We start from the raw sequence: 18,736 nt of genomic DNA, 5'->3' as shown, positions 1-18,736 counted from the left end.
CGCGTCTAATGCGGTGAAGGTTCCCTTCGCCCCGGTCGCTCACCCGCCGCGGTCACGTCGCGACACTTACCTCTCGATAACACCCCACCGATCCGGCACGCGGCGAATCAGGAGAGCGCGTTCATGGCAGCAAACGAATCGATCGGCGAGCTTGCCCGCTTGACCACCAAGCGGCTCCCCGAAGACTGGACGGAGCTGGACCAGCGCGCGGTGGACACCGCGCGCGTGCTGGCCGCGGACGCGGTCGAACACTGCGGGAGCGGGCACCCGGGCACCGCCATGAGCCTCGCTCCCGTCGCCTACGCGCTTTTCCAGCGGGTCATGCGGCACGACCCCGGCGACGCGCGCTGGATCGGCCGGGACCGGTTCGTGCTCTCGGCCGGGCATTCGAGCCTCACCTTGTACATCCAGCTTTTCCTCTCCGGCTACGGTTTGGAACTCGACGACCTCAAGGCCCTGCGCAAATGGGATTCGCTGACGCCGGGGCACCCCGAGTACGGGCACACGGTGGGGGTGGAGACCACCACCGGCCCTCTCGGCCAGGGCCTGGCGAACGCGGTCGGCATGGCGATGGCCGCCCGTCGCGAGCGAGGACTGTTCGACCCGGAAGCCGAGCCGGGCCGGAGCGTGTTCGACCACCAGGTCTACGTGATCGCTTCGGACGGCGACATCGAGGAAGGTGTCACCTCCGAGGCCTCGTCGCTGGCGGGAACCCAGCGGCTCGGCAACCTCACGGTGGTCTACGACAGCAACGAGATCTCCATCGAGGACGACACCCGTATCGCCCTCTCCGAGGACACCGCCAAACGCTACGAGGCCTACGGCTGGCAGGTTCTCACGGTCCACGGCGGTGAGGACGTGGCGGGCTTCCTGGACGCCGTCGAGCAGGCGAGGGCGGAGACCACGCGCCCCACCCTCATCGTGTTGCGCACGGTGATCGGCTACCCGGCGCCCACCAAGATGAACACCGGCAAGGTGCACGGTGCCGCGCTCGGCGCCGAGGAGCTCGCCGCCGTCAAGAGTGCCGTCGGCTTCGACCCGGGGCGCCGCTTCCAGGTCGACGACGAGGTCCTGCGTCATGCCCGCGAAGTGGCCACCCGCGGCCGGGCGGACCACGAGAAGTGGCAGCTCGAGTTCGATGCCTGGGCACAGGCCAACCCCGAACGCAAGGCGTTGCTGGACCGCATGTCCCGCCGAGAGCCGCCGGCCGGATGGGACGACGACCTCCCCGTCTGGGAGCCGTCCGAAAAGGGCGTCGCCACGCGCAAGGCGTCGGCCGCGGTGCTGGCCAAGCTCGGCGAAGTCCTGCCCGAGCTCTGGGGCGGTTCGGCGGACCTGGCCGAGAGCAACAACACCACGATCAAGGGCGCGGACTCGTTCGGCCCGGCCGAGATCTCCACCGACACCTGGACCGCTCAGCCCTACGGTCGCACGTTGCACTTCGGCATCCGTGAGCACGCGATGGGCTCGATCCTCAACGGCATCGCCCTGCACGGCGGAACCCGGCCGTACGGCGGAACCTTCCTCATCTTCAGCGACTACATGCGCCCGGCGGTGCGCTTGGCCGCGCTGATGCGGCTACCGGCCATCTACGTGTGGACGCACGACTCGATCGGGCTCGGCGAGGACGGACCGACCCATCAGCCCGTGGAGCAGCTGGCGTCGCTGCGTGCCATCCCCGGCCTGTCGGTGGTGCGCCCCGCGGACGCGAACGAGACGGCACACGCCTGGAAAGCCGTCATGGAGGACACCGGCGGCCCGGCCGGACTGGCGCTCACCCGCCAGGACGTGCCGACCCTGGAAGGCACGTCGGCCGAGGGAGTGTCCCGCGGCGGCTATGTCCTCGCCGAGGCGTCCTCGGGCAAGCCCGACGTCGTGCTCGTCGGCACCGGTTCCGAGGTCCAGCTGGCCGTGGAAGCCAGGAAGATCCTGGAAACACAGGGCTTGGCCACCCGGGTGGTGTCGATGCCGTGCGTGGAGTGGTTCGACCGGCAGGATCGGTCCTATCGGGACGAAGTGCTGCCGTCCTCGGTGCGCGCCCGGGTGATCGTCGAAGCGGGTGTGGCGCAGCCCTGGCACCGATTCGCCGGAGACGCGGGCGAAATCGTGTCGCTGGAGCATTTCGGTGCCTCGGCGGACTACCAGACGCTGTTCAGCCAGTTCGGCATCACCACCGAGACCGTGGTCGAAGCGGCACTGCGAAGCGTGCGGTCCGTGCGGCAGGGCTGACGGGCACCCGCTCGTGTCGGCGGCCTCGGCGGGAAGCCGGGGCCGCCTGCTTCACGCTGTTCTCGATGTTCATTCGTTTTCGTGATCAGGGGATAGCGGTTCCCAATGCCGGACGTCTTGAAGGAAGTCGCCACGGCGGGCGATCATTTTTTCTCAATGAAGCGGGTTTCGCGAAATGGAGGAAGATCTCGGTGACGCAATCGATTTCGAAGAATCTCGATCCCGGTCGTTTCTCGGACGCGACGCGTGCGGTCGTCGGAGAAGTGGACAAGGTGAGCGCCGGTGTGCATTTCCCGGCCTGGACGCGTGCCGGTGCCCTGTTGCTGAAGGCGCCGAAGGTGTTCACGATCGGTACCGGTCGAAGCGGTCTGGCTCTCCAGATGGCGGCGATGCGGTTCATGCACCTCGGGCTCCCCACCCACGTCGTCGGTGAGGTGACCGCGCCGGCCATCGGCGCGCGCGACGTGCTGGTGGCGGCGTCGGGCTCGGGGACCACGGCACGGGTGGTCCGGGCCGCGCAGACCGCACGCGACCAGGGCGCGGACGTGATCGCGTTGACCACGGCGGCGCGCTCGCCGCTGGCGAAGATCGCGACCGAGGTGCTCGTCGTCCCGGCCGCGGACAAGCAGGACTTCGACGGAACCGCCTCCGTCCAGTACGCCGGCAGCCTGTTCGAGCAGTCCGTCCTGCTGATCACCGACGCGCTGTTCCACACGCTGTGGAAGTCCGGTGGGACCCAGGCCCGCGAACTGTGGCGCCTGCACGCGAATCTCGAGTGACCGGAACCGCGATCTCGTCCTGATGCCACGTCCGAGTAGAGGAGTCCAAGATGCAGCGCCGGAACGAGGTCGCACCGCGGAACACCGCCGACATCCACACCCTGGAGGCGGTGGCGCTGGCCGCCACCTGCCGCGCCGCGGTGGCCAGCTACGCCTGGGTGGGACGGCACGCTCAGAAGGCCGCGGACGCGGCGGCGACCACCGCCATGCGGGAGGCGCTGGCCGACGCGCCCGGGCGGGGGACCGTCGTCATCGGGGAGGGGGAGAAGGACGACGCCCCGATGTTGTTCAACGGGGAGGTCGTGGGTGACGGCCGGGGACCGGATTTCGACATCGCGGTCGACCCGCTCGAAGGGACTTCCTTCTGCGCCAAGGACCTTCCCGGGTCCCTGGCGACGATCGCGTTCGGCGAGGCCGGCACCTTGTGGTCACCCGGACCGGGGTTCTACATGGACAAGATCGTGGTGCCGTCCCCGGCGAAGGACGTCATCGATCTCGACGATTCGCCCGAACGCACCTTGAGCAAGGTCGCCCGGTCGCTCGGGAAGAAGGTCTCCGAGCTCCGCGTCGTCATCATGGACAAGCCGCGGCACAAGGATCTGATCGCGCGAGTGGTCGCAGCGGGCGCGGCGGTGCAGACCCCGGCCGGGGGCGACGTCGGGGGGAGCCTGGCGGTGCTCCTGCCGGCGCTCGACGTCGACCTGCTCCTCGGCGTCGGCGGTACCCCGGAAGGGGTGATGACCGCCGCCGCGGTCCGCGCGCTGGGCGGCGGCATGCTGGGCCGCCTTGTCCCGCAACGGGAAGAGGAAGCGGCGGCGATCCGCGCGGCCGGTATGTCCGTCGAACGCGTCTACGAGCGTGACGAGCTCGTGGCGGGCGACGCCTTCTTCGTCGCCACCGGCGTCAGCGGCGGGGCACTCGTCGGACGGCCGAGAAAAGGCGGCGGCGGGACCGTCGTCGAATCGCTCCTGATCTCCAGGGGCCAGGTTCGGCACGTCACGCACACGATCTTCGGATAGCTACCCGGAAGCACCTACGATCAAGGAGATTCGGTGACGTTGCACCTGGACGACCTCCGCGTTCGCCGCCTCGGCGAGTGCCGTTTCGATTCGCCGTTCTCCGAGATGCTCTCCACCAAGCAGACCTCTCCGCATTACGTCGCGGAGGGCGACCGCGTCCTGCTCGAGGACACCGTGTCCATGCTGGCCGACCACGACCTACCGTCCGGTGCGGCGCCGAGCTTCGAAGCGGCCGGGCCGCGCCGTAAGATCTATTTCGATCCGGCGCGGGTGACCGCCGGCATCGTCACCTGCGGCGGGCTGTGCCCCGGTCTCAACAACGTGATCCGCGGTCTCGTCCAGGAACTCGCCGTGCACTACAAGGTCAAGCGGATCCTGGGTTTCCGGAACGGTCTCCAGGGCCTGACGGCCGAACACCGCCACGACACCGTCGAACTGACCCCCGAGCGCGTCCGCGACATCCACAACGCCGGCGGCACCATCCTGGGCAGCTCCCGCGGCGGCCAGGACGCCGACGAGATGGTCGACAGCCTCGTCCAGCGCGGCATCGACGTCATGTTCGTCATCGGCGGCGACGGAGGGATGCGCGCCGCGACGTTCCTCGGCAAGGCGATCAGGGCACGCGGACTCGACATCGCCGTCATCGGGGTGCCGAAGACGATCGACAACGACCTTCCCTTCACCGACCAGTCGTTCGGGTTCCAGAGCGCGTTCGCGCGGGCCACCGACTTCATCTCCGCGGTCTCCGTAGAAGCCGCGGCCAGCCCGAACGGCGTCGGGATCGTGAAGCTGATGGGCCGTCATTCCGGGTTCATCGCCAGCTACGCCGCGCTGGCCGCGAACGCCGCGGACATCGTCCTGATCCCCGAGATCCCGTTCAGCCTCGGGGGAGCGGACGGTCTGCTGGCCCACGTCGAGCAGCACGTGCGGGCCAAGGGCCACGTGGTGATCGTCCTGGCGGAAGGTGCGGGCCAAGACCTTCTCGAAGCACACGGGCTGCCGGAGTACAACGGGCACGGCACCGACGCTTCGGGCAACGTCAGACTCGGCAACATCGGTGAACTGCTCAAAGCGAGCATCACCGGACACCTGACGGCGGCAGGCTTGACCCCCACGATGCGCTACATCGACCCGAGCTACGCGGTGCGCAGCATCGCCGCGAACGCCTACGACAGCGTCTACTGCCTTCGGCTCGCCCACGCCGCGGTGCACGCCGCCATGGCGGGTCGTACCGAAGCCGCGGTCGCGCGCTGGCGACGTCGCTTCGTGCACGTCCCGTTCTCCCTGATGACCAGCCGCCGCAACCAGGTCGACCCCGACGGCGACCTGTGGATGTCGGTGCTCGAAACCACCTGCCAGCCCGCTGAGTTCGGCGTGGCACCGGACCGGGAGAAGGCTCGTGCGGGCTTCTGCTGAACGGCGAGGTCCGAGGTACGGTGTCGGCCATTCGACCGACGCGAATGCCGATCAGTTCCCGGGGGCCGACCAGGATGGGCGACCGAGATGTGGTCTCAGCGCAGGCGCGACACCGTTTCCCAGGAGTTACCCGGCTACCGGCCGCTGACCGTGTTCGAGTGGCTTTGCGGGCGGCTGAAGGACTTCCGGCGTTCGCAGGCCGCGCGCCACGTCCTGTGTGAACACGACGAGACCACGGCACCGTGCTCGGTCTGCTCGGTCCGCTATTGGTAGCCGGATCGCGATCATGGCGCTGCGCCCTGAGTTCCTGGGACTCCGGCACTCAAGGCCAAGGCCGCGGCCTCACCGCGTGAAGTGACGTTCAGCTTCTTCAAGAGGCCTGCGACGTGGAATTTGACCGTGCTTTCGGTGATGCCGAGCGCGGCGGCGATGGACTTGTTGCGTTGTCCTTGTGCCACGAGCCGGAGCACTTCGAGTTCGCGGGGATTGAGGTCCGCCAGCTGAGTCTCGTCGACCCGGCCCGAGGCGGGCTCGAACGGGAGGTCGATGGTGACGCGACTGCCCCAGCCGGGGACGGCGTCGATCTCGACGGTGGCGCCCAGCGTTTTCGCGCGTCCGTCGAGCTGCGCTCGCAGACCCTGGACGTCGAGGTTCCCGGATTCCCGGTCCCGGACATCGAGATGCAGCGCGGTGCTGTCGCTCGACCAGGCGATCCGGAGGCGGGTCAGATCCGGCTGGCCCGTGAAGGCCAGGACCGCCGCACAAGTCATCGCCCTGGCGGCATGGGCGACCTCACCCGGTACCGGCTGCCCGTTCTTCGCCGGGGCCGTGAACTCCAGTTCCGCGTCGTGATGGCGCAGCATCTGCCGGATTTCCCGCCTTAGCCTGCCGAACGCGGCGTGCGCGGGCTCTTCGGATTGCGCGAGATCGGTTTCCCGGGCGGATCGGAGCGCGACCAGCGCGGCCGAGGCGGAGTCGGTCGCGGCGAGCCGGGCGCGGTGGTCGTCCAGCCGGGCGGACCGCAGGGTGGTGAGGATCGTGACGAGCGCGGTTTCGTGTGCCGCGGCCATTTCGGTGATCGTCCTGGCGCGTTCGCTGGAGGCCGCGCGGGATTCGGCGAGGTAGTCGGGGCTGGCCTGGGTCACCTGCTGGCGGATCGAGGTCGCGACGATGCCGAAGACCTCGGCCAGTGGAGCGGGTCGCGGGAAGCGGGTCCGGCTCGACCGGGGGACGAGGACGAGCAGAGTGCCGATCGGATCTTGCACGGCCCAGACCGTCCGGGTGGTACCGCCGAGGGCGGCCGTCGTGGTCAGCTGATGGCCGGCGGGCACACTTGCTTTGAGTGCTTCGAGTTCGGCGATGGTGACCTTGTCGGTGATCTCCCGGGCGCCGGTGACCTTGCGAGGCCGCCCGGTGCACTCCCGGGTGAAGATGACCAGGGCCTGGTGCGGCCAGCCGTCGGCGAGGAAACGCGAGAACCGGTCGGCGATTTCGCGCAGCGGGCCCTCGATGACGTCGCGCAGTGCGGTCAGGCCGGCGGAGTCGGGCATCGGATGAGCCTATCCGCCGGCTCGCCTGGTCGAAAGGACAGGATCCACTGGACCGATGGCCAGGTCGCTCCCGCCTGCTTCCGGCCTAGCCTCACGTGAAGCATGCGCTCAGGCGCATGCCTGTGTCGTCGAACGGTGGAGGAAACAGGGAATGCCACAGCAGGTGCGCGGGGTGATCGCCCGGTCCGAGAACGCTCCGGTGGAGCTGACGGACATCGTGATCCCGGACCCCGGCCCGGGCGAGGTCGTCGTGTCGATCGCGGCCTGCGGGGTCTGCCACACGGATCTGACCTACCGCGAGGGCGGCATCAACGACGAGTTCCCGTTCCTGCTGGGGCACGAGGCCGCGGGCACGGTGGAAAGCGTCGGAGAGGGCGTGGATTCCGTGCGGCCGGGGGATTTCGTCGTCCTCAACTGGCGCGCGGTCTGCGGACAGTGCCGGGCCTGCAAACGCGGACGTCCGCAGTACTGCTTCGACACCTTCAACGCGACACAGAAGATGACGCTGACCGACGGCACCGAACTGACGCCGGCCCTGGGCATCGGTGCGTTCGCGGACAAGACACTCGTCCACGCCGGACAGTGCACCAAGGTCGATCCCGCCGCGGACCCGGCCGTCGCGGGCCTGCTCGGCTGCGGTGTGATGGCCGGGCTCGGCGCGGCGGTCAACACCGGCGCCGTCGGCCGTGGCGACTCGGTCGCGGTCATCGGCTGCGGGGGCGTCGGTGACGCCGCCATCGCGGGGGCCCGGCTGGCGGGCGCGGGCACTATCATCGCGGTCGACCGGGACGAGCGGAAGCTCACGTGGGCCCGTGAACTCGGCGCGACCCACACCGTCGACGCGAGTGCCACCGACACGGTCGCCGCGATCCAGGAACTGACCGGCGGTTTCGGCGCCGACGTCGTCATCGACGCGGTCGGCCGCCCGGAGACGTGGAAAGCGGCCTTCTACGCCCGCGACCTGGCGGGCACCGTGGTCCTGGTCGGAGTCCCGACACCGGACATGCGGCTGGAGATGCCGCTGATCGACTTCTTCTCCCGCGGTGGCTCGCTGAAGTCGTCCTGGTACGGCGATTGCCTGCCGGAGCGGGACTTCCCGATGCTGATCGACCTGTACCTCCAGGGCCGGTTGCCGCTGGAGCGGTTCGTGACCGAGCGGATCGCGCTCGACGGTGTCGAGAAGGCCTTCCACGCCATGCACGCCGGTGAAGTGCTGCGTTCGGTGGTGATCCTGTGAGCGGGAACCTGCGGATCGAGCGCGTCGTCACCGCCGGGGTCTTCGAACTCGACGGCGGGAGCTGGGACGTCGACAACAACGTCTGGCTCGTCGGGGACGACGACGAGGTCGTGATCGTGGACGCCGCGCACGACGAGAAGACCATCACCGAGGCCGTGGGCGGCCGCGCCGTCGTCGCCGTCGTCTGCACCCACGGGCACAACGACCATGTCACCGTCGCTCCGCAGCTCAGCGAACACCTGCACGCGCCCGCCGTTCTGCATCCGGGGGATCGGGAGCTGTGGGAGATGACCCATCCCGGCGTCCGTTTCCGGAGCGCGGAGGACGGTGAACGGATCGCCGTCGCCGGCACGGAGCTCGAGGTCATCCACACGCCGGGACACTCGCCCGGATCGGTTTGCCTGCATCTTCCCGAGGCAAAAGCCCTCTTCTCCGGGGACACGCTCTTCTCGGGCGGACCCGGCGCGACGGGACGTTCGTTCTCCGACTTCCCGACGATCATTTCCTCGATCAGGGAACGGCTTTTCGCCTTGCCCGAGGACACCAAGGTCCACACCGGACACGGTGACCCCACCACGATCGGCGCCGAAGCCCCGCACCTGGCCGAATGGATCGCCCGAGGACACTGAACCGTCCACTCATCCGAGGCGGGCGCGGGCGTCGCCGAATTCCGGTGTCTGTGGCCTTGGCGACTTTTGCGCCCGGACGGAAGTCAGGGCTGCCACTGTTCGGCCAGTGACGGGGCGTGGTGTGGTTCCGGTGGCGGGGGCGGTGACCGCCGGCGTGGGGTTGGCGGTTCAGGCCCGGTTGAACGGAGAGCTCGGTTCACGGGTAGGGGACGGGATCGCGGCGACGCTGGCGTCCACGGTCGTCGGCCTTGTCCTGTTACTGCTGGTTGTTCCGCTGCACCCGGCCGGACGGCGCGGGCTGCGGCTGATGCGCGCGGCGGTGCGCGACGGCGACCTGCGGTGGTGGCACCTGGCCGGCGGCGTCTGTGGCGCGTTGTTCGTGGCCGGGCAAGGAATCAGCGTCGGCGCTGTCGGGGTGGCGGTGTTCACCGTGGCCGTGGTGGGTGGCTCGGCTGTCGGTGGTCTGGTCGTCGATCGGTTCGCGATCGGGCCCGGTGGGCGGCGCCGCATCACGGTGGCGCGGGCGGCGGGTGCGGTGGCCTGCGTGGTGGCGGTCGCGGTGGCCGGGCACGGCGCGTGGGGTGGATCCGGGACAGTGGTGGTGGCGTTGCCGGTGCTCGCCGGTGCCGCGGTCGCGGTCCAGTCGGCGTTGAACGGGCGGCTCGGGGTGATCGCCGGATCGCCGTGGCCGGCCACGCTGGTCAACTTCGCCGTCGCGGCCACGTCGCTGGCCGGCGTGCTGACCGTGCGGGCCGTGTCCGGCTGGAGCTCACCGGTGCGCCTGCCCGCGGAGCCGCTGCTCTACCTCGCCGGGGTGATCGGCGTCGGGGTCATCGCGGTGGCCACGATCGCCGTCCGGCATCTCGGTGTGCTGGTGTTCGGCTTGGCCAGCGTGGCAGGGCAGCTGCTCGGCGCGGTCGTGCTCGACGCGTTCACGCCGGGCCGAGAGCCGTCGGTGGCCACGATCGCCGGCATCGTGATCACGTTCCTCGCATTGGCGTTGGCGACCCATCCACGCTTCCGGCGACCGGAACCCGGACACGCGCCGACCGAAAGCTGAGCGTCCTCACAAGCCCGCCGCCTACCAGGAGTCCATCGGCGGCCGGCCCGGCACGGCCGGGAAGTGACCCGAGATCACCTCGTCGCGAACGGCACGTCTTTCTGTCGCGCGACATTGATGTTTTCTTTACGGCCGGATCGGCGTTTCTTGGCGCCGGGTCGTTAGTGTCCGCGTCGGTGTGCGGCCGCCCCGTCCGGGGGAGATGGCGTGCAGTGCGCGGGGAGGACAGGGGTATGACCGAGGTACCGGACTACGTTGTTCCGGATCGGGTGGACAGTCCGGATCGGCAGGTGGCGCCCACGGGCAAGGTCGGCCGGTGGCTGATGGAGCACCGGGTCCAGCCGGTGGGGCCGGAGAGCCACGAGGAACACACGACACCGCAGTCGTGGTGGAAGGTCATGTGCCTCACCGGCGTGGACTATTTCTCCACGTTGTCGTATTTGCCCGGTATCGCGGCGCTAGCGGCGGGCGCGCTGTCACCGCTGGCGACGTTGCTGATCGTCGCGCTGACCCTGCTGGGGATGTTGCCGATGTACCGGCGGGTGGCGAAGGAGAGCCCGCACGGTCAGGGGTCGGTCGCGATGCTGGAGAACCTGTTGCCGTTCTGGCGCGGCAAGATCTTCGTGTTGGTACTGCTGGGTTTCGTCGCGACATCGTGGATCATCACGATCACGCTCTCGTCGGCGGATGCCACGGTGCACGCGCTGGAGAACCCCATCACCCCGTCGTTCCTGCACGGGCACGAGGTGCTGATCACGGTGGTCCTGCTGCTGATCCTGGGCGGGGTGTTCTTGCTCGGGTTCAGTGAGGCGGTCGGGGTCGCGATCCCGCTGGTCGCGATCTTCCTGGTGCTCAACGCCGTCGTCGTGGTCGCCGGGATCGGCGAGGTGTTCACCGAACCCGGCGCGTTCGACCGCTGGATCGACGCGCTCACCTCCGGGGGAGGCGGGTTCGGCGGTGTGGTCGGACCGGCGATCCTGGCGTTCCCGTTGCTGGTGCTCGGATTGTCCGGTTTCGAGACCGGTGTGAGCATGATGCCGCTGGTGGCGGCCAAGGGGGAGAACGCCGAACAGAAACTGGCGAACCGGATACGCAACACCCGCAAGCTGCTCACCGCCGCCGCGCTGATCATGTCGGTGTACCTGATCGCGACGAGTTTCGTCACCACGGTCCTGATCCCGGCCGACGCGTTCAAACCGGGTGGTGAGGCGAACGGCCGGGCGCTGGCGTACCTCGCGCACGAGCTGCTGGGCGAATGGGTCGGTACCGCCTACGACATCAGCAGCATCCTGATCCTGTGGTTCGCCGGTGCGTCGGCGATGGCCGGGCTGATCAACATCGTGCCGCGTTATCTTCCCGCGTACGGGATGGCGCCGGACTGGGCCCGCGCGGTCCGTCCGGTGGTGCTGGTCTACACCGCGATCTGCGTCCTGGTGACGATCATCTTCAACGCCGACGTCAACGCCCAGGCCGGCGCGTACGCCACCGGGATCCTCGCGATGATGGTGTCCGCGTCGGTCGCGGTGGCGATCTCGGCGGCGAAGAAGCGGCAGCGCAAGGCCGCGATCGCGTTCGCCGTGCTGACGCTGATCCTGATCTACGCGTTGGTGGAGAACGTCATCGAGAAGCCCGACGGTCTCACGATCTCCGCGTTCTTCATTCTCGGGATCATCGTGGTGTCGCTGATCTCGCGGGTCACGCGCACCACGGAACTACGGGTGGAGCACATCGAATTCGACGAGCCCGCCCGCCGGTTCGTCACCGATTCCATCGCCCACGACGGCGCGCTGACCATCATCGCGAACCGCCGCCAGGCCGGGGACGCCGACGAGTACCGGGCGAAGGAGGCCGAGCAGCGCGGCCTGAACCCGGTGCCGGGTGCCGCCGACGTCCTGTTCCTCGAGATCGACGTCATCGACCCGTCCGGGTTCAGCGACGTGCTGAAGGTCCGCGGTGTCGAGATCGAAGGTTTCCGTGTCCTGCGGGTGGAAAGCCCGGCCGCGCCGAACGCGATCGCGGCCGTCCTGCTCGCGTTGCGCGACGCCACCGGTGTGCGGCCGCAGTGCCATTTCGAATGGAGTGAGGGCAATCCGCTCGGGCACCTGTTCCGCTATCTGATCCTCGGCCGCGGCGACACCGCACCGGTGGTCCGCGAGATCATCCGCACCAGCGAACGCGATCCGGCACTGCGGCCGGGAATCCACGTCGGCTGACGACAGGCGTCAACAAGGGATCGAGGCCGGGGCGATCGGCGTACTGTTCCCGTGAAATTCGGTCTCGTGTCACCGAGAGGGGATTCCCGTCGCACGAGGATCGGGTCCATGCACGAACGATTCGACCGGCTCGTCGCCCGGCTGCTGCGGACGTCGCGGCTGGTCGCCGACATGATGGACCGGGCAGGCACGGCGTTGGTCGAAGCCGACGGCGAGCTGGCGTGCGAGGTCATTGCCGACGGCGCGACCCTGGGACGGGTCAAGGTCGAGGCGGAGGAAGACGCACACGCGATCCTGGTGTCGCAGTCGCCGGTGACGACCGATCCGCGGGTCGTGCCGGCGGCGATCCACGCCGTCGGCGACCTCGACCGGATGGGACGGCTGGCGATTCATGTCGCCGAGGCCGTCCAGCGCAGGTACCCGGCCCGGGTGGTGCCGCAGGTGCTCGTGCCGCGGTTCGTCGAAATGGGCCGCATCGCGGTGTGGCTGGCGGTGATGGCCGGGCAGGCCGTCCAGAACCGTGACGCCGTACTGGCCCGGACGCTGATCAGTGTCGACGACGACATGGACGACCTGCACCGGACGCTCTTCGCGGTGATCGACTACCAGGACTGGGCCTACGGCACCGCGCAAGCGGTCGACGCGGCCTTGGTGAGCCGGTACTACGAACGGTTCGCCGATCACGCGGTCTCGCTGGCGGAGCGGACCACGTTCGTCGTCGATCGCCCCGGGCGGTATCACGGATTCCTTCCGTGGCAACACTCACCGGGCGGCCAACCGGAAGCGCATCCGGCAGACGACGGCGTCCGAGTGGCGGCGCAGGGCGCGAGCGAGCACGCCGCCGCGCTGGTTCTGCAGGACCCGCTGCCACCAATGCTCCGGTTCGACCTCGGCGATCAGCACGAAGACGTGCCGGTCGCCGACCGTGCGGAGGTGCTCCACCAGCGGCTCGCCGAGACGGCGTCGTTCGTCGTGGAGTAGGACCAGTGCCACTTCGGGATGCCACTTCTCCCACGCGGCGACGAAGTCCCGCGCTGACTGTTCGTCTTCGGGGTGGATGACGTGCACGGCCTCGACGTGGTCGCCGAGTGACAATGCGGCGGCGAGCGCGTCACGGGTCAGGCGGGAGACGGTGTGGACGGGGACGACGACGAGTGAGCGGTGTGGTCGCGGGGGAGCGGGGGTCAGGCCGAGTCCGAGCCGCTCGCCGATCCGGCGGTAGCCGCGTTCCACCCATTCCATGGCCGCCACCAGCAGCGGCAGCGCGACGACGATCAACCAGCCGCCTTCGCCGAATTTGGTCGTCGTCACCACGATCGCCGCGGCTCCGGTGAGCAGCGCGCCGAGGCCGTTGAGCGTGGCCTTGCCCCGCCAGCCGGATGGGCGGTTCCGCCGCCAGTGCCGGACCATCCCGACCTGGGAGAGGGTGAACCCGGCGAACACCCCGATCGCGAACAGCGGGACCAGGGTGTTCATGTCGCCGTCGGTGATGACGAGCAGCAGGGCCGCGGTGATCGCGAGGAAACCGACGCCGTAGCGGTACACCTGGCGTTCCGCGCGCAAGGCGAACACATGCGGCAGCTTGTTGTGCTTGGCGAGCAACTGGGCCAGCACGGGAAGCCCGCCGAACGACGTGTTCGCGGCCAAGGCGAGCAGGACCACGGTCGAGAACTGGACCAGGTAGAAACCGAAGCCGTCGCCCAGCGCCGCGGTCGTCACCTGCGAGAGCACGGTGACGCCGTCCACCGGATGGATGGCGAATTTCCCGATCAGCACGGCGATCCCGAGGAGCATCACGCCGAGAAGGCCGCCCAGTGCGATCTCCGCGTGTTGCGCGCGCCGGACTCGAGGCTTGCGGAACGACGGGACGGCGTTGGCGATCGCCTCGACTCCGGTCAGCGCCGCGCAGCCGTTCGCGAAGGCCTTGAGCAGCAACAGAATGCCGACCGTCTGCAGGTTCTGCGCGTGGTCCGGCGCGACGACCGCCGCGGCGGGGCCGGAACGGAACAGGCCGGCGGCGATCACGGTCAGGATCGCGCCGACGTAGATCACGGTGGGCACGACGAACATCCGGGCGCTCTCGGCGATGCCGCGCAGGTTCACCCCGGTGACCAGCGCCAGCACGCCGAGGCACAACCACAGCGTGTACGGCAGCAGCCCGGGAAACGCCGATGTCAGCGCGGCCACCCCGGCCGCCACCGACACCGCGACGTTGAGCACGTAGTCGACGATCAGCGATGCCGCCGCCACCAGTGAGGCTCGGCGCCCGAGGTAGGCCCGGCTGACCCCGTAGGCGCCGCCGCCGTCGGGGAACGCGGCGATCACCTGACGGTAGGACAGCGTCAGCACGCCCAGCAGGACCGCGATCGCGAGCGTGACAGGAACGGTGAAGCCCAGCCCCGCACCACCGGCGACGGCCAGCACGATGACGATGGCCTCGGGTCCATAGGCGACCGACGCCATCGCGTCCAAGGACAGCGCGGCGAGCCCGCCGATGACGGAAAGGCGGTGGCGTTCGGAGCGGTCGGTTCCGCTCTCGGGGCGGGCGAGGGTCGTGGTCACCTGGCGTTCCTCGACAGGGCCGCGAAACCGGTGGCGCCCAGGGAATTCAGCGCGAACACAAGGGCGTCGCGCCCGGATGGATGCCCCAGCACCAGCCAGGAATGCAGGAGCCAGCAGATCGTCGCGGTGACGAAGGCGGCCCGTGCGGTGCCGAGCAAGGCGATGGCGTCGATCACCGCGACCATGAGCAACACCGAAACGAGCGGCTGTGGTGAGCCGCCCGCTCGTGCGAGGAAAGCCGCGGCTGGAGCACCTGCGAAACCCAGGGGATAGCTGATCGAGGCGGAGACGGTGGTCCGGCGTGCGGTGTGCATCCCGATAGCCGAGCCTGTCCTGGACGCCGGCTGAAGAGCCGCTTACGGCCTTCACATGCCGAACGGCCCCGTTTTGACGTCGCCACCACGCTCAGTCGTCCGGACCGCGCAAGGTCAGGACGACGCGGAGCACGTGTTCCACCGCGGCGGGGAACACGGCTCCGCGTAGCTCGCCCCGGCTCGCGAGGGTGAGCCCGGCGAAGTCCAGCATCCGGTCCTCACCGAGCCGCCGGACTGTCAGCGTGGCCACTTCCTCGAGGTCGAGGCCGGGATTGTCCATCCGGGTCAGCGCGAACTCGATGAGCAGTTGCTCGTCCGTCATTCCGCACCTCCGCCTCATACAGAGGATACGGCGGCCGTGATCAGGACAGGACGCGTCCGAGGAAGTCCCGGATGAGGGCGGCGATCTCCGGGCCGTGCGTCTCGAGGGCGAAGTGCCCGGCGTCGAGGAGGTGCAGCTCGGCGTCAGGCAGGTCGCGGAGGAAGGCACGGGCGCCGTCGGGGCCGAAGATCTCGTCGTGCTCGCCCCAGGCGATGAGCGTCGGCGGCCGGTGCTCGCGGAAGTACTCCTGGACGGCCGGGTAGACGTCGAGGTTGAACTGGTAGTCCCAGAACAACTGCAATTGCACCTCCTTGTTCCCGGGGCGGTCGAGCAGGGCCTGGTCGAGGGTCCAGGTGTCCGGGGAGAGCCGGTCCAGCCGGTCGGCGGGGACGCCGTGGGTGTACTGCCAGCGGGTCGCCGCGGGCTCCAGGAGTTCGCGCACCGCCTCCTCGTGGGTTTCGCGGTCCTTGGCGTGGGCGAACAGGACGTCCCAGAACGGCGTGAAGCCGTCGACATAGGCGTTGCCGGACTGCACCAGCAGCGCGCTGACCCGCTCCGGGTGTCTGCTCGCGATGCGGAGCCCGATGGGCGCGCCGTAATCCTGGATGTAGAGGGCGAAGCGGTCCAGGCCGAGCTTGTCGAGGAGGCCGAGGGTGATCGCGGTCAGGTGCTCGAACGAGTACTCGAACCGGTCGACGGGCGGGGCGTCGGAGTGGCCGAAGCCGATGTGGTCGGGGGCGATGACGTGATAGCGGTCGGCCAGCGCGGGGATCAGCGTGCGGAACATCTGCGACGACGTGGGGAAACCGTGCAGCAGGACCACCGTCGGCGCGGTGGGGTCGCCGGCCTCCCGGTAGAAGACGCTCCGGCCGTCGATGGTCGCGGTGCGGTGGAAGACCTCGCCGGCGGATCGGGTGACTTCGGACATGACAGGCGCTCCTCGGTTCTAACCTTCTAAGTATGTTGGAACGGTTAGACTCAAGCATGCTGCGACCTAACCTGTCAAGCGGTCGACGGAGGGTAGAATGACTCTCGTGCTGCAACGTCCTCTGACCGGTGAACCCCTCGCGCTGGATCTGCTGAACACCACGTGGCCCGACCGTGGTGAGTGGCGCGACGTCTTCGACGAGCCGGGGGGAGTCGATGCCTGGCTGGCCGAGCGAGGCCTGCCGGATACGCCGGGCGCGGAGGAACCCTTGCGCCACACGCGTTCCGTCCTGCGTGAAGTGCTCGAAAACCCCGGTGAGGCCGCCGAGCGCGCGCTGAACGAGGTGCTGGCACGCGGGCGTCTACAGCCGGAACTACGGGAGGGTGGCGTCGAAGAGGTGATCGAGGTCGACGACGCGGCCTGGCGGCCCGCGTGGCTCGCGGCGTACGGCTACTTGAGCCTGCTTCGCACGCGTCCGGACCGGATCAAGCGATGTTCGGCGTATCCGGCGTGCACGCTGTACTTCGACGACACGACGCGGAACGGCACCCGGCGGTGGTGCTCGATGGAAACCTGTGGCAACCGGGCGAAAGCCGCCCGCCACTATCGTCGCGAACAGTCGGCCTAGCGCCGGTCCGGCGCGAATATCGAGGGGTAAGGCGAACGGTTCGGACAGGGCGCCCCTGTCCGTGAAGGCCTCCTTGAGGGACTCTGGGTCCCTCAAGGAGGCCTTCACGGACTTGCCGATCGCCCATACGCGCTGCCGTCACGCATGGAATCCGGCAAAACGGGTAAAAGGCCGGTATGACTGAGGGTCGAGTGGCGGTGTTCGCGCCGTCTCCGCAGCTGACGGTGACGGTGGAAGAACTGGACGGGGCTCCCGACGTCCACGTCCACGCGGGTGGGCAGGGAGTGTGGCAGTCGCGGATGATCGACGCCCTCGGCGGGCGGGCGGTGGTGTGCTGCGCGCTCGGCGGGGAGACCGGGCGGGTGCTGCGGCATCTGATCGGCGTCGACGCGGAGGTCCGCGAGGTCGCGGCACGCAACGGCGCCTACGTGCACGACCGGCGCGACGGCCGACGGGACGAGATGGTGCGGATGCCCGCCGACGCGCTGACCCGGCACGAACTCGACGATCTGTACGAGCTGACGCTGGTCCAGGCCTTGCGCGCGGACGTGGCCGTACTCAGCGGGCCGGACGGTGACGACGTCCCGGTGCCGCATTCGACTTACGAACGGCTCGCCCGCGACCTGGGCACGCACGGCACGCCGGTCGTGGTGGACCTCTCCGGGGAACGGCTCGCCAGGGCGCTCGCGGGGGAGCCGGCGGTGATCAAGGTCAGCCACGAGGAGATGGTCGAGGACGGACTGGCCGAGTCGGATTCGCTGGCCGACCTCGCGGACGGTTGCCGTGAGCTGGCGTCGGGCGGTGCCCGGGCGGTCGTCGTGTCCCGTGCGGCCGAGGAGACACTCGCCTGTCTGGAAAGGCGGTTCGTCCTGGTGGAGTCGCCCGATCTGACGCCGGTCGACACCCGCGGCGGCGGGGATTCGATGACCGCGGGGCTCGCGGTCGGCCTGGCGCAAGGCCGGTCGCTGGAAGACGCGGTGAAGCTCGGCGCCGCGGCAGGCGCGATCAACGTGACACGACATGGTCTCGGTTCGGGTAGTGACGGCGCGGTAAGGGAACTCACCGGACGAGTACGCCTGAAACCGTGGGAGGCCTCCTGATGCGTGCCCTGATCACCAACGACGACGGTATCGACTCGCCGGGCCTGGCGGCGCTGGCCCAAGGCGCCGTGGACCACGGCTGGACCGTGGTGGTCGCCGCGCCCGCGGCGGAGGCGAGCGGGACCAGCGCGGGCCTGACCGGTGCCGGGGGAGCGGGGCGGGTCGCGATCGAACGGCGGGAGCTGCCCGGGCTGGCCGGTGTTCCCGCGTTCGCCGTGGCCGCGCATCCCGGCCTGATCGCCCTGGCGGCGGCGCAGGGAACATTCGGCGAAGCACCGGAGATCGTCCTGTCCGGCGTGAACCACGGGGCGAACGTCGGGCGCGCGATCCTGCACTCGGGCACGGTGGGCGCGGCGCTGACGGCCTCGATCAACGGTGCCAGGGCGCTGGCGGTCTCACTCGACGTGGGACTGGATCCCGGCCCGCGACCCCATTGGGACACCGCGGTCGCCGTCGCCGCGACACTGTTCGACCGGCTGACGGAACTGCCCGCCGGTGCGGTTCTGAACCTCAACGTGCCTGATCGCGCCGACGCGGGAAAGCCGAAACGCACCGGGCTGGCCGAGTTCGGCGCGGTGCGCAGTCACATCCAGAACGGCGAGGACAGCGCGTTCACCCTGACCGCGGTCACGGTCGAGGGCGAGTTGTCGCCGGGCAGCGACGCCCGCCTGCTGAGCGAAGGCCACGCGACGGTGACCGCGCTGAACTCGGTCACCGAAGATCCCCATCTGGACTGGTGACCTCATGCGG

Annotated in this window: 17 protein-coding genes and 1 pseudogene; 13 read left to right on the top strand and 5 right to left on the bottom strand. The window is 69.3% G+C overall.

What is annotated here, in order from left to right:
* Nucleotides 1-123: 123 nt before the first annotated feature.
* From tkt to AMK34_RS07875, 5 genes are all read left to right on the top strand, one after another.
* Nucleotides 124-2,229 (top strand): transketolase, encoded by a 2,106-nt coding sequence (gene tkt / locus AMK34_RS07895; RefSeq protein WP_198941645.1) that lies wholly within the window; start codon nt 124-126, stop codon nt 2,227-2,229.
* Nucleotides 2,230-2,420: 191 nt separating this feature from the next.
* A complete protein-coding gene (hxlB, locus tag AMK34_RS07890; protein ID WP_083649774.1) occupies nt 2,421-3,008 on the top strand; it encodes a 6-phospho-3-hexuloisomerase in 588 nt (195 codons plus the stop codon).
* A gap of 50 nt (nt 3,009-3,058) precedes the next feature.
* Entirely contained in the window at nt 3,059-4,027 is a 969-nt protein-coding gene (locus tag AMK34_RS07885) for a fructose-bisphosphatase class II family protein (protein ID WP_073843976.1), read from the top strand.
* Nucleotides 4,028-4,060: 33 nt separating this feature from the next.
* Nucleotides 4,061-5,443, top strand: coding sequence for an ATP-dependent 6-phosphofructokinase (locus tag AMK34_RS07880; protein ID WP_073843975.1), 1,383 nt, complete (start codon nt 4,061-4,063; stop codon nt 5,441-5,443).
* An 87-nt stretch (nt 5,444-5,530) separates the two neighbouring features.
* The gene (locus AMK34_RS07875) at nt 5,531-5,716 is read left to right on the top strand and encodes a hypothetical protein (RefSeq protein ID WP_073843974.1); all 186 of its coding nucleotides are present in this window, start codon (nt 5,531-5,533) and stop codon (nt 5,714-5,716) included.
* 11 nt (nt 5,717-5,727) lie between these two features.
* On the opposite strand, the gene AMK34_RS07870 is transcribed toward AMK34_RS07875, so the two are convergent.
* Complete coding sequence (locus tag AMK34_RS07870) at nt 5,728-6,993, bottom strand: helix-turn-helix transcriptional regulator (protein WP_073843973.1); 1,266 nt, start codon at nt 6,991-6,993, stop codon at nt 5,728-5,730.
* A 151-nt stretch (nt 6,994-7,144) separates the two neighbouring features.
* On the opposite strand from AMK34_RS07870, the gene AMK34_RS07865 reads away from it, so the two are divergent.
* The 5 genes and pseudogenes from AMK34_RS07865 to AMK34_RS07845 form a co-directional block, all read left to right on the top strand.
* Entirely contained in the window at nt 7,145-8,230 is a 1,086-nt protein-coding gene (locus AMK34_RS07865) for an S-(hydroxymethyl)mycothiol dehydrogenase (protein WP_073843971.1), read from the top strand.
* Complete coding sequence (locus AMK34_RS07860; protein WP_073843969.1) at nt 8,227-8,859, top strand: MBL fold metallo-hydrolase; 633 nt, start codon at nt 8,227-8,229, stop codon at nt 8,857-8,859. Before AMK34_RS07865 ends, AMK34_RS07860 begins: the two co-directional genes overlap by 4 nt.
* Nucleotides 8,860-8,965: 106 nt before the next feature.
* Nucleotides 8,966-9,919: a DMT family transporter gene (locus AMK34_RS07855; protein ID WP_073843967.1), complete on the top strand. Its 954-nt coding sequence runs from the start codon at nt 8,966-8,968 to the stop codon at nt 9,917-9,919.
* Between the two features lie 233 nt (nt 9,920-10,152).
* Nucleotides 10,153-12,132 (top strand): amino acid transporter, encoded by a 1,980-nt coding sequence (locus tag AMK34_RS07850; RefSeq protein WP_073843965.1) that lies wholly within the window; start codon nt 10,153-10,155, stop codon nt 12,130-12,132.
* 108 nt (nt 12,133-12,240) lie between these two features.
* A pseudogene (locus tag AMK34_RS07845) lies at nt 12,241-12,828 on the top strand (phosphate signaling complex PhoU family protein); the annotation flags it as partial.
* A 66-nt stretch (nt 12,829-12,894) separates the two neighbouring features.
* Here the strand turns inward: AMK34_RS07845 and AMK34_RS07840 are convergent.
* The 4 genes from AMK34_RS07840 to AMK34_RS07825 form a co-directional block, all read right to left on the bottom strand.
* Nucleotides 12,895-14,694: an APC family permease gene (locus AMK34_RS07840; RefSeq protein WP_038512307.1), complete on the bottom strand. Its 1,800-nt coding sequence runs from the start codon at nt 14,692-14,694 to the stop codon at nt 12,895-12,897.
* The gene (locus AMK34_RS07835; RefSeq protein ID WP_073843964.1) at nt 14,691-15,008 is read right to left on the bottom strand and encodes a hypothetical protein; all 318 of its coding nucleotides are present in this window, start codon (nt 15,006-15,008) and stop codon (nt 14,691-14,693) included. The genes AMK34_RS07840 and AMK34_RS07835 overlap by 4 nt, the downstream gene beginning before the upstream one ends.
* A gap of 91 nt (nt 15,009-15,099) precedes the next feature.
* Nucleotides 15,100-15,330, bottom strand: coding sequence for a hypothetical protein (locus AMK34_RS07830; protein WP_038512313.1), 231 nt, complete (start codon nt 15,328-15,330; stop codon nt 15,100-15,102).
* Nucleotides 15,331-15,370: 40 nt separating this feature from the next.
* Nucleotides 15,371-16,258, bottom strand: a complete 888-nt coding sequence (locus AMK34_RS07825) for an alpha/beta fold hydrolase (RefSeq protein WP_073843962.1) — start codon at nt 16,256-16,258, stop codon at nt 15,371-15,373.
* Nucleotides 16,259-16,355: 97 nt separating this feature from the next.
* Between AMK34_RS07825 and AMK34_RS07820 the strand changes: the two genes are divergently transcribed.
* The 3 genes from AMK34_RS07820 (at nt 16,356) to surE (ending at nt 18,726) form a co-directional block, all read left to right on the top strand.
* Nucleotides 16,356-16,886 (top strand): CGNR zinc finger domain-containing protein, encoded by a 531-nt coding sequence (locus AMK34_RS07820; protein ID WP_073843960.1) that lies wholly within the window; start codon nt 16,356-16,358, stop codon nt 16,884-16,886.
* A 176-nt stretch (nt 16,887-17,062) separates the two neighbouring features.
* The gene (locus tag AMK34_RS07815; RefSeq protein ID WP_073843958.1) at nt 17,063-17,986 is read left to right on the top strand and encodes a 1-phosphofructokinase family hexose kinase; all 924 of its coding nucleotides are present in this window, start codon (nt 17,063-17,065) and stop codon (nt 17,984-17,986) included.
* Nucleotides 17,986-18,726: a 5'/3'-nucleotidase SurE gene (gene surE / locus AMK34_RS07810; protein WP_073844666.1), complete on the top strand. Its 741-nt coding sequence runs from the start codon at nt 17,986-17,988 to the stop codon at nt 18,724-18,726. Before AMK34_RS07815 ends, surE begins: the two co-directional genes overlap by 1 nt.
* Nucleotides 18,727-18,736 lie beyond the last annotated feature (10 nt).

The sequence above is a fragment of the Amycolatopsis sp. CB00013 genome (assembly GCF_001905755.1).
GTDB lineage: Bacteria > Actinomycetota > Actinomycetes > Mycobacteriales > Pseudonocardiaceae > Amycolatopsis > Amycolatopsis japonica.
Note: the sequence above shows the minus strand (reverse complement) of the source record. Positions and strands in the feature narration are given on the sequence as shown.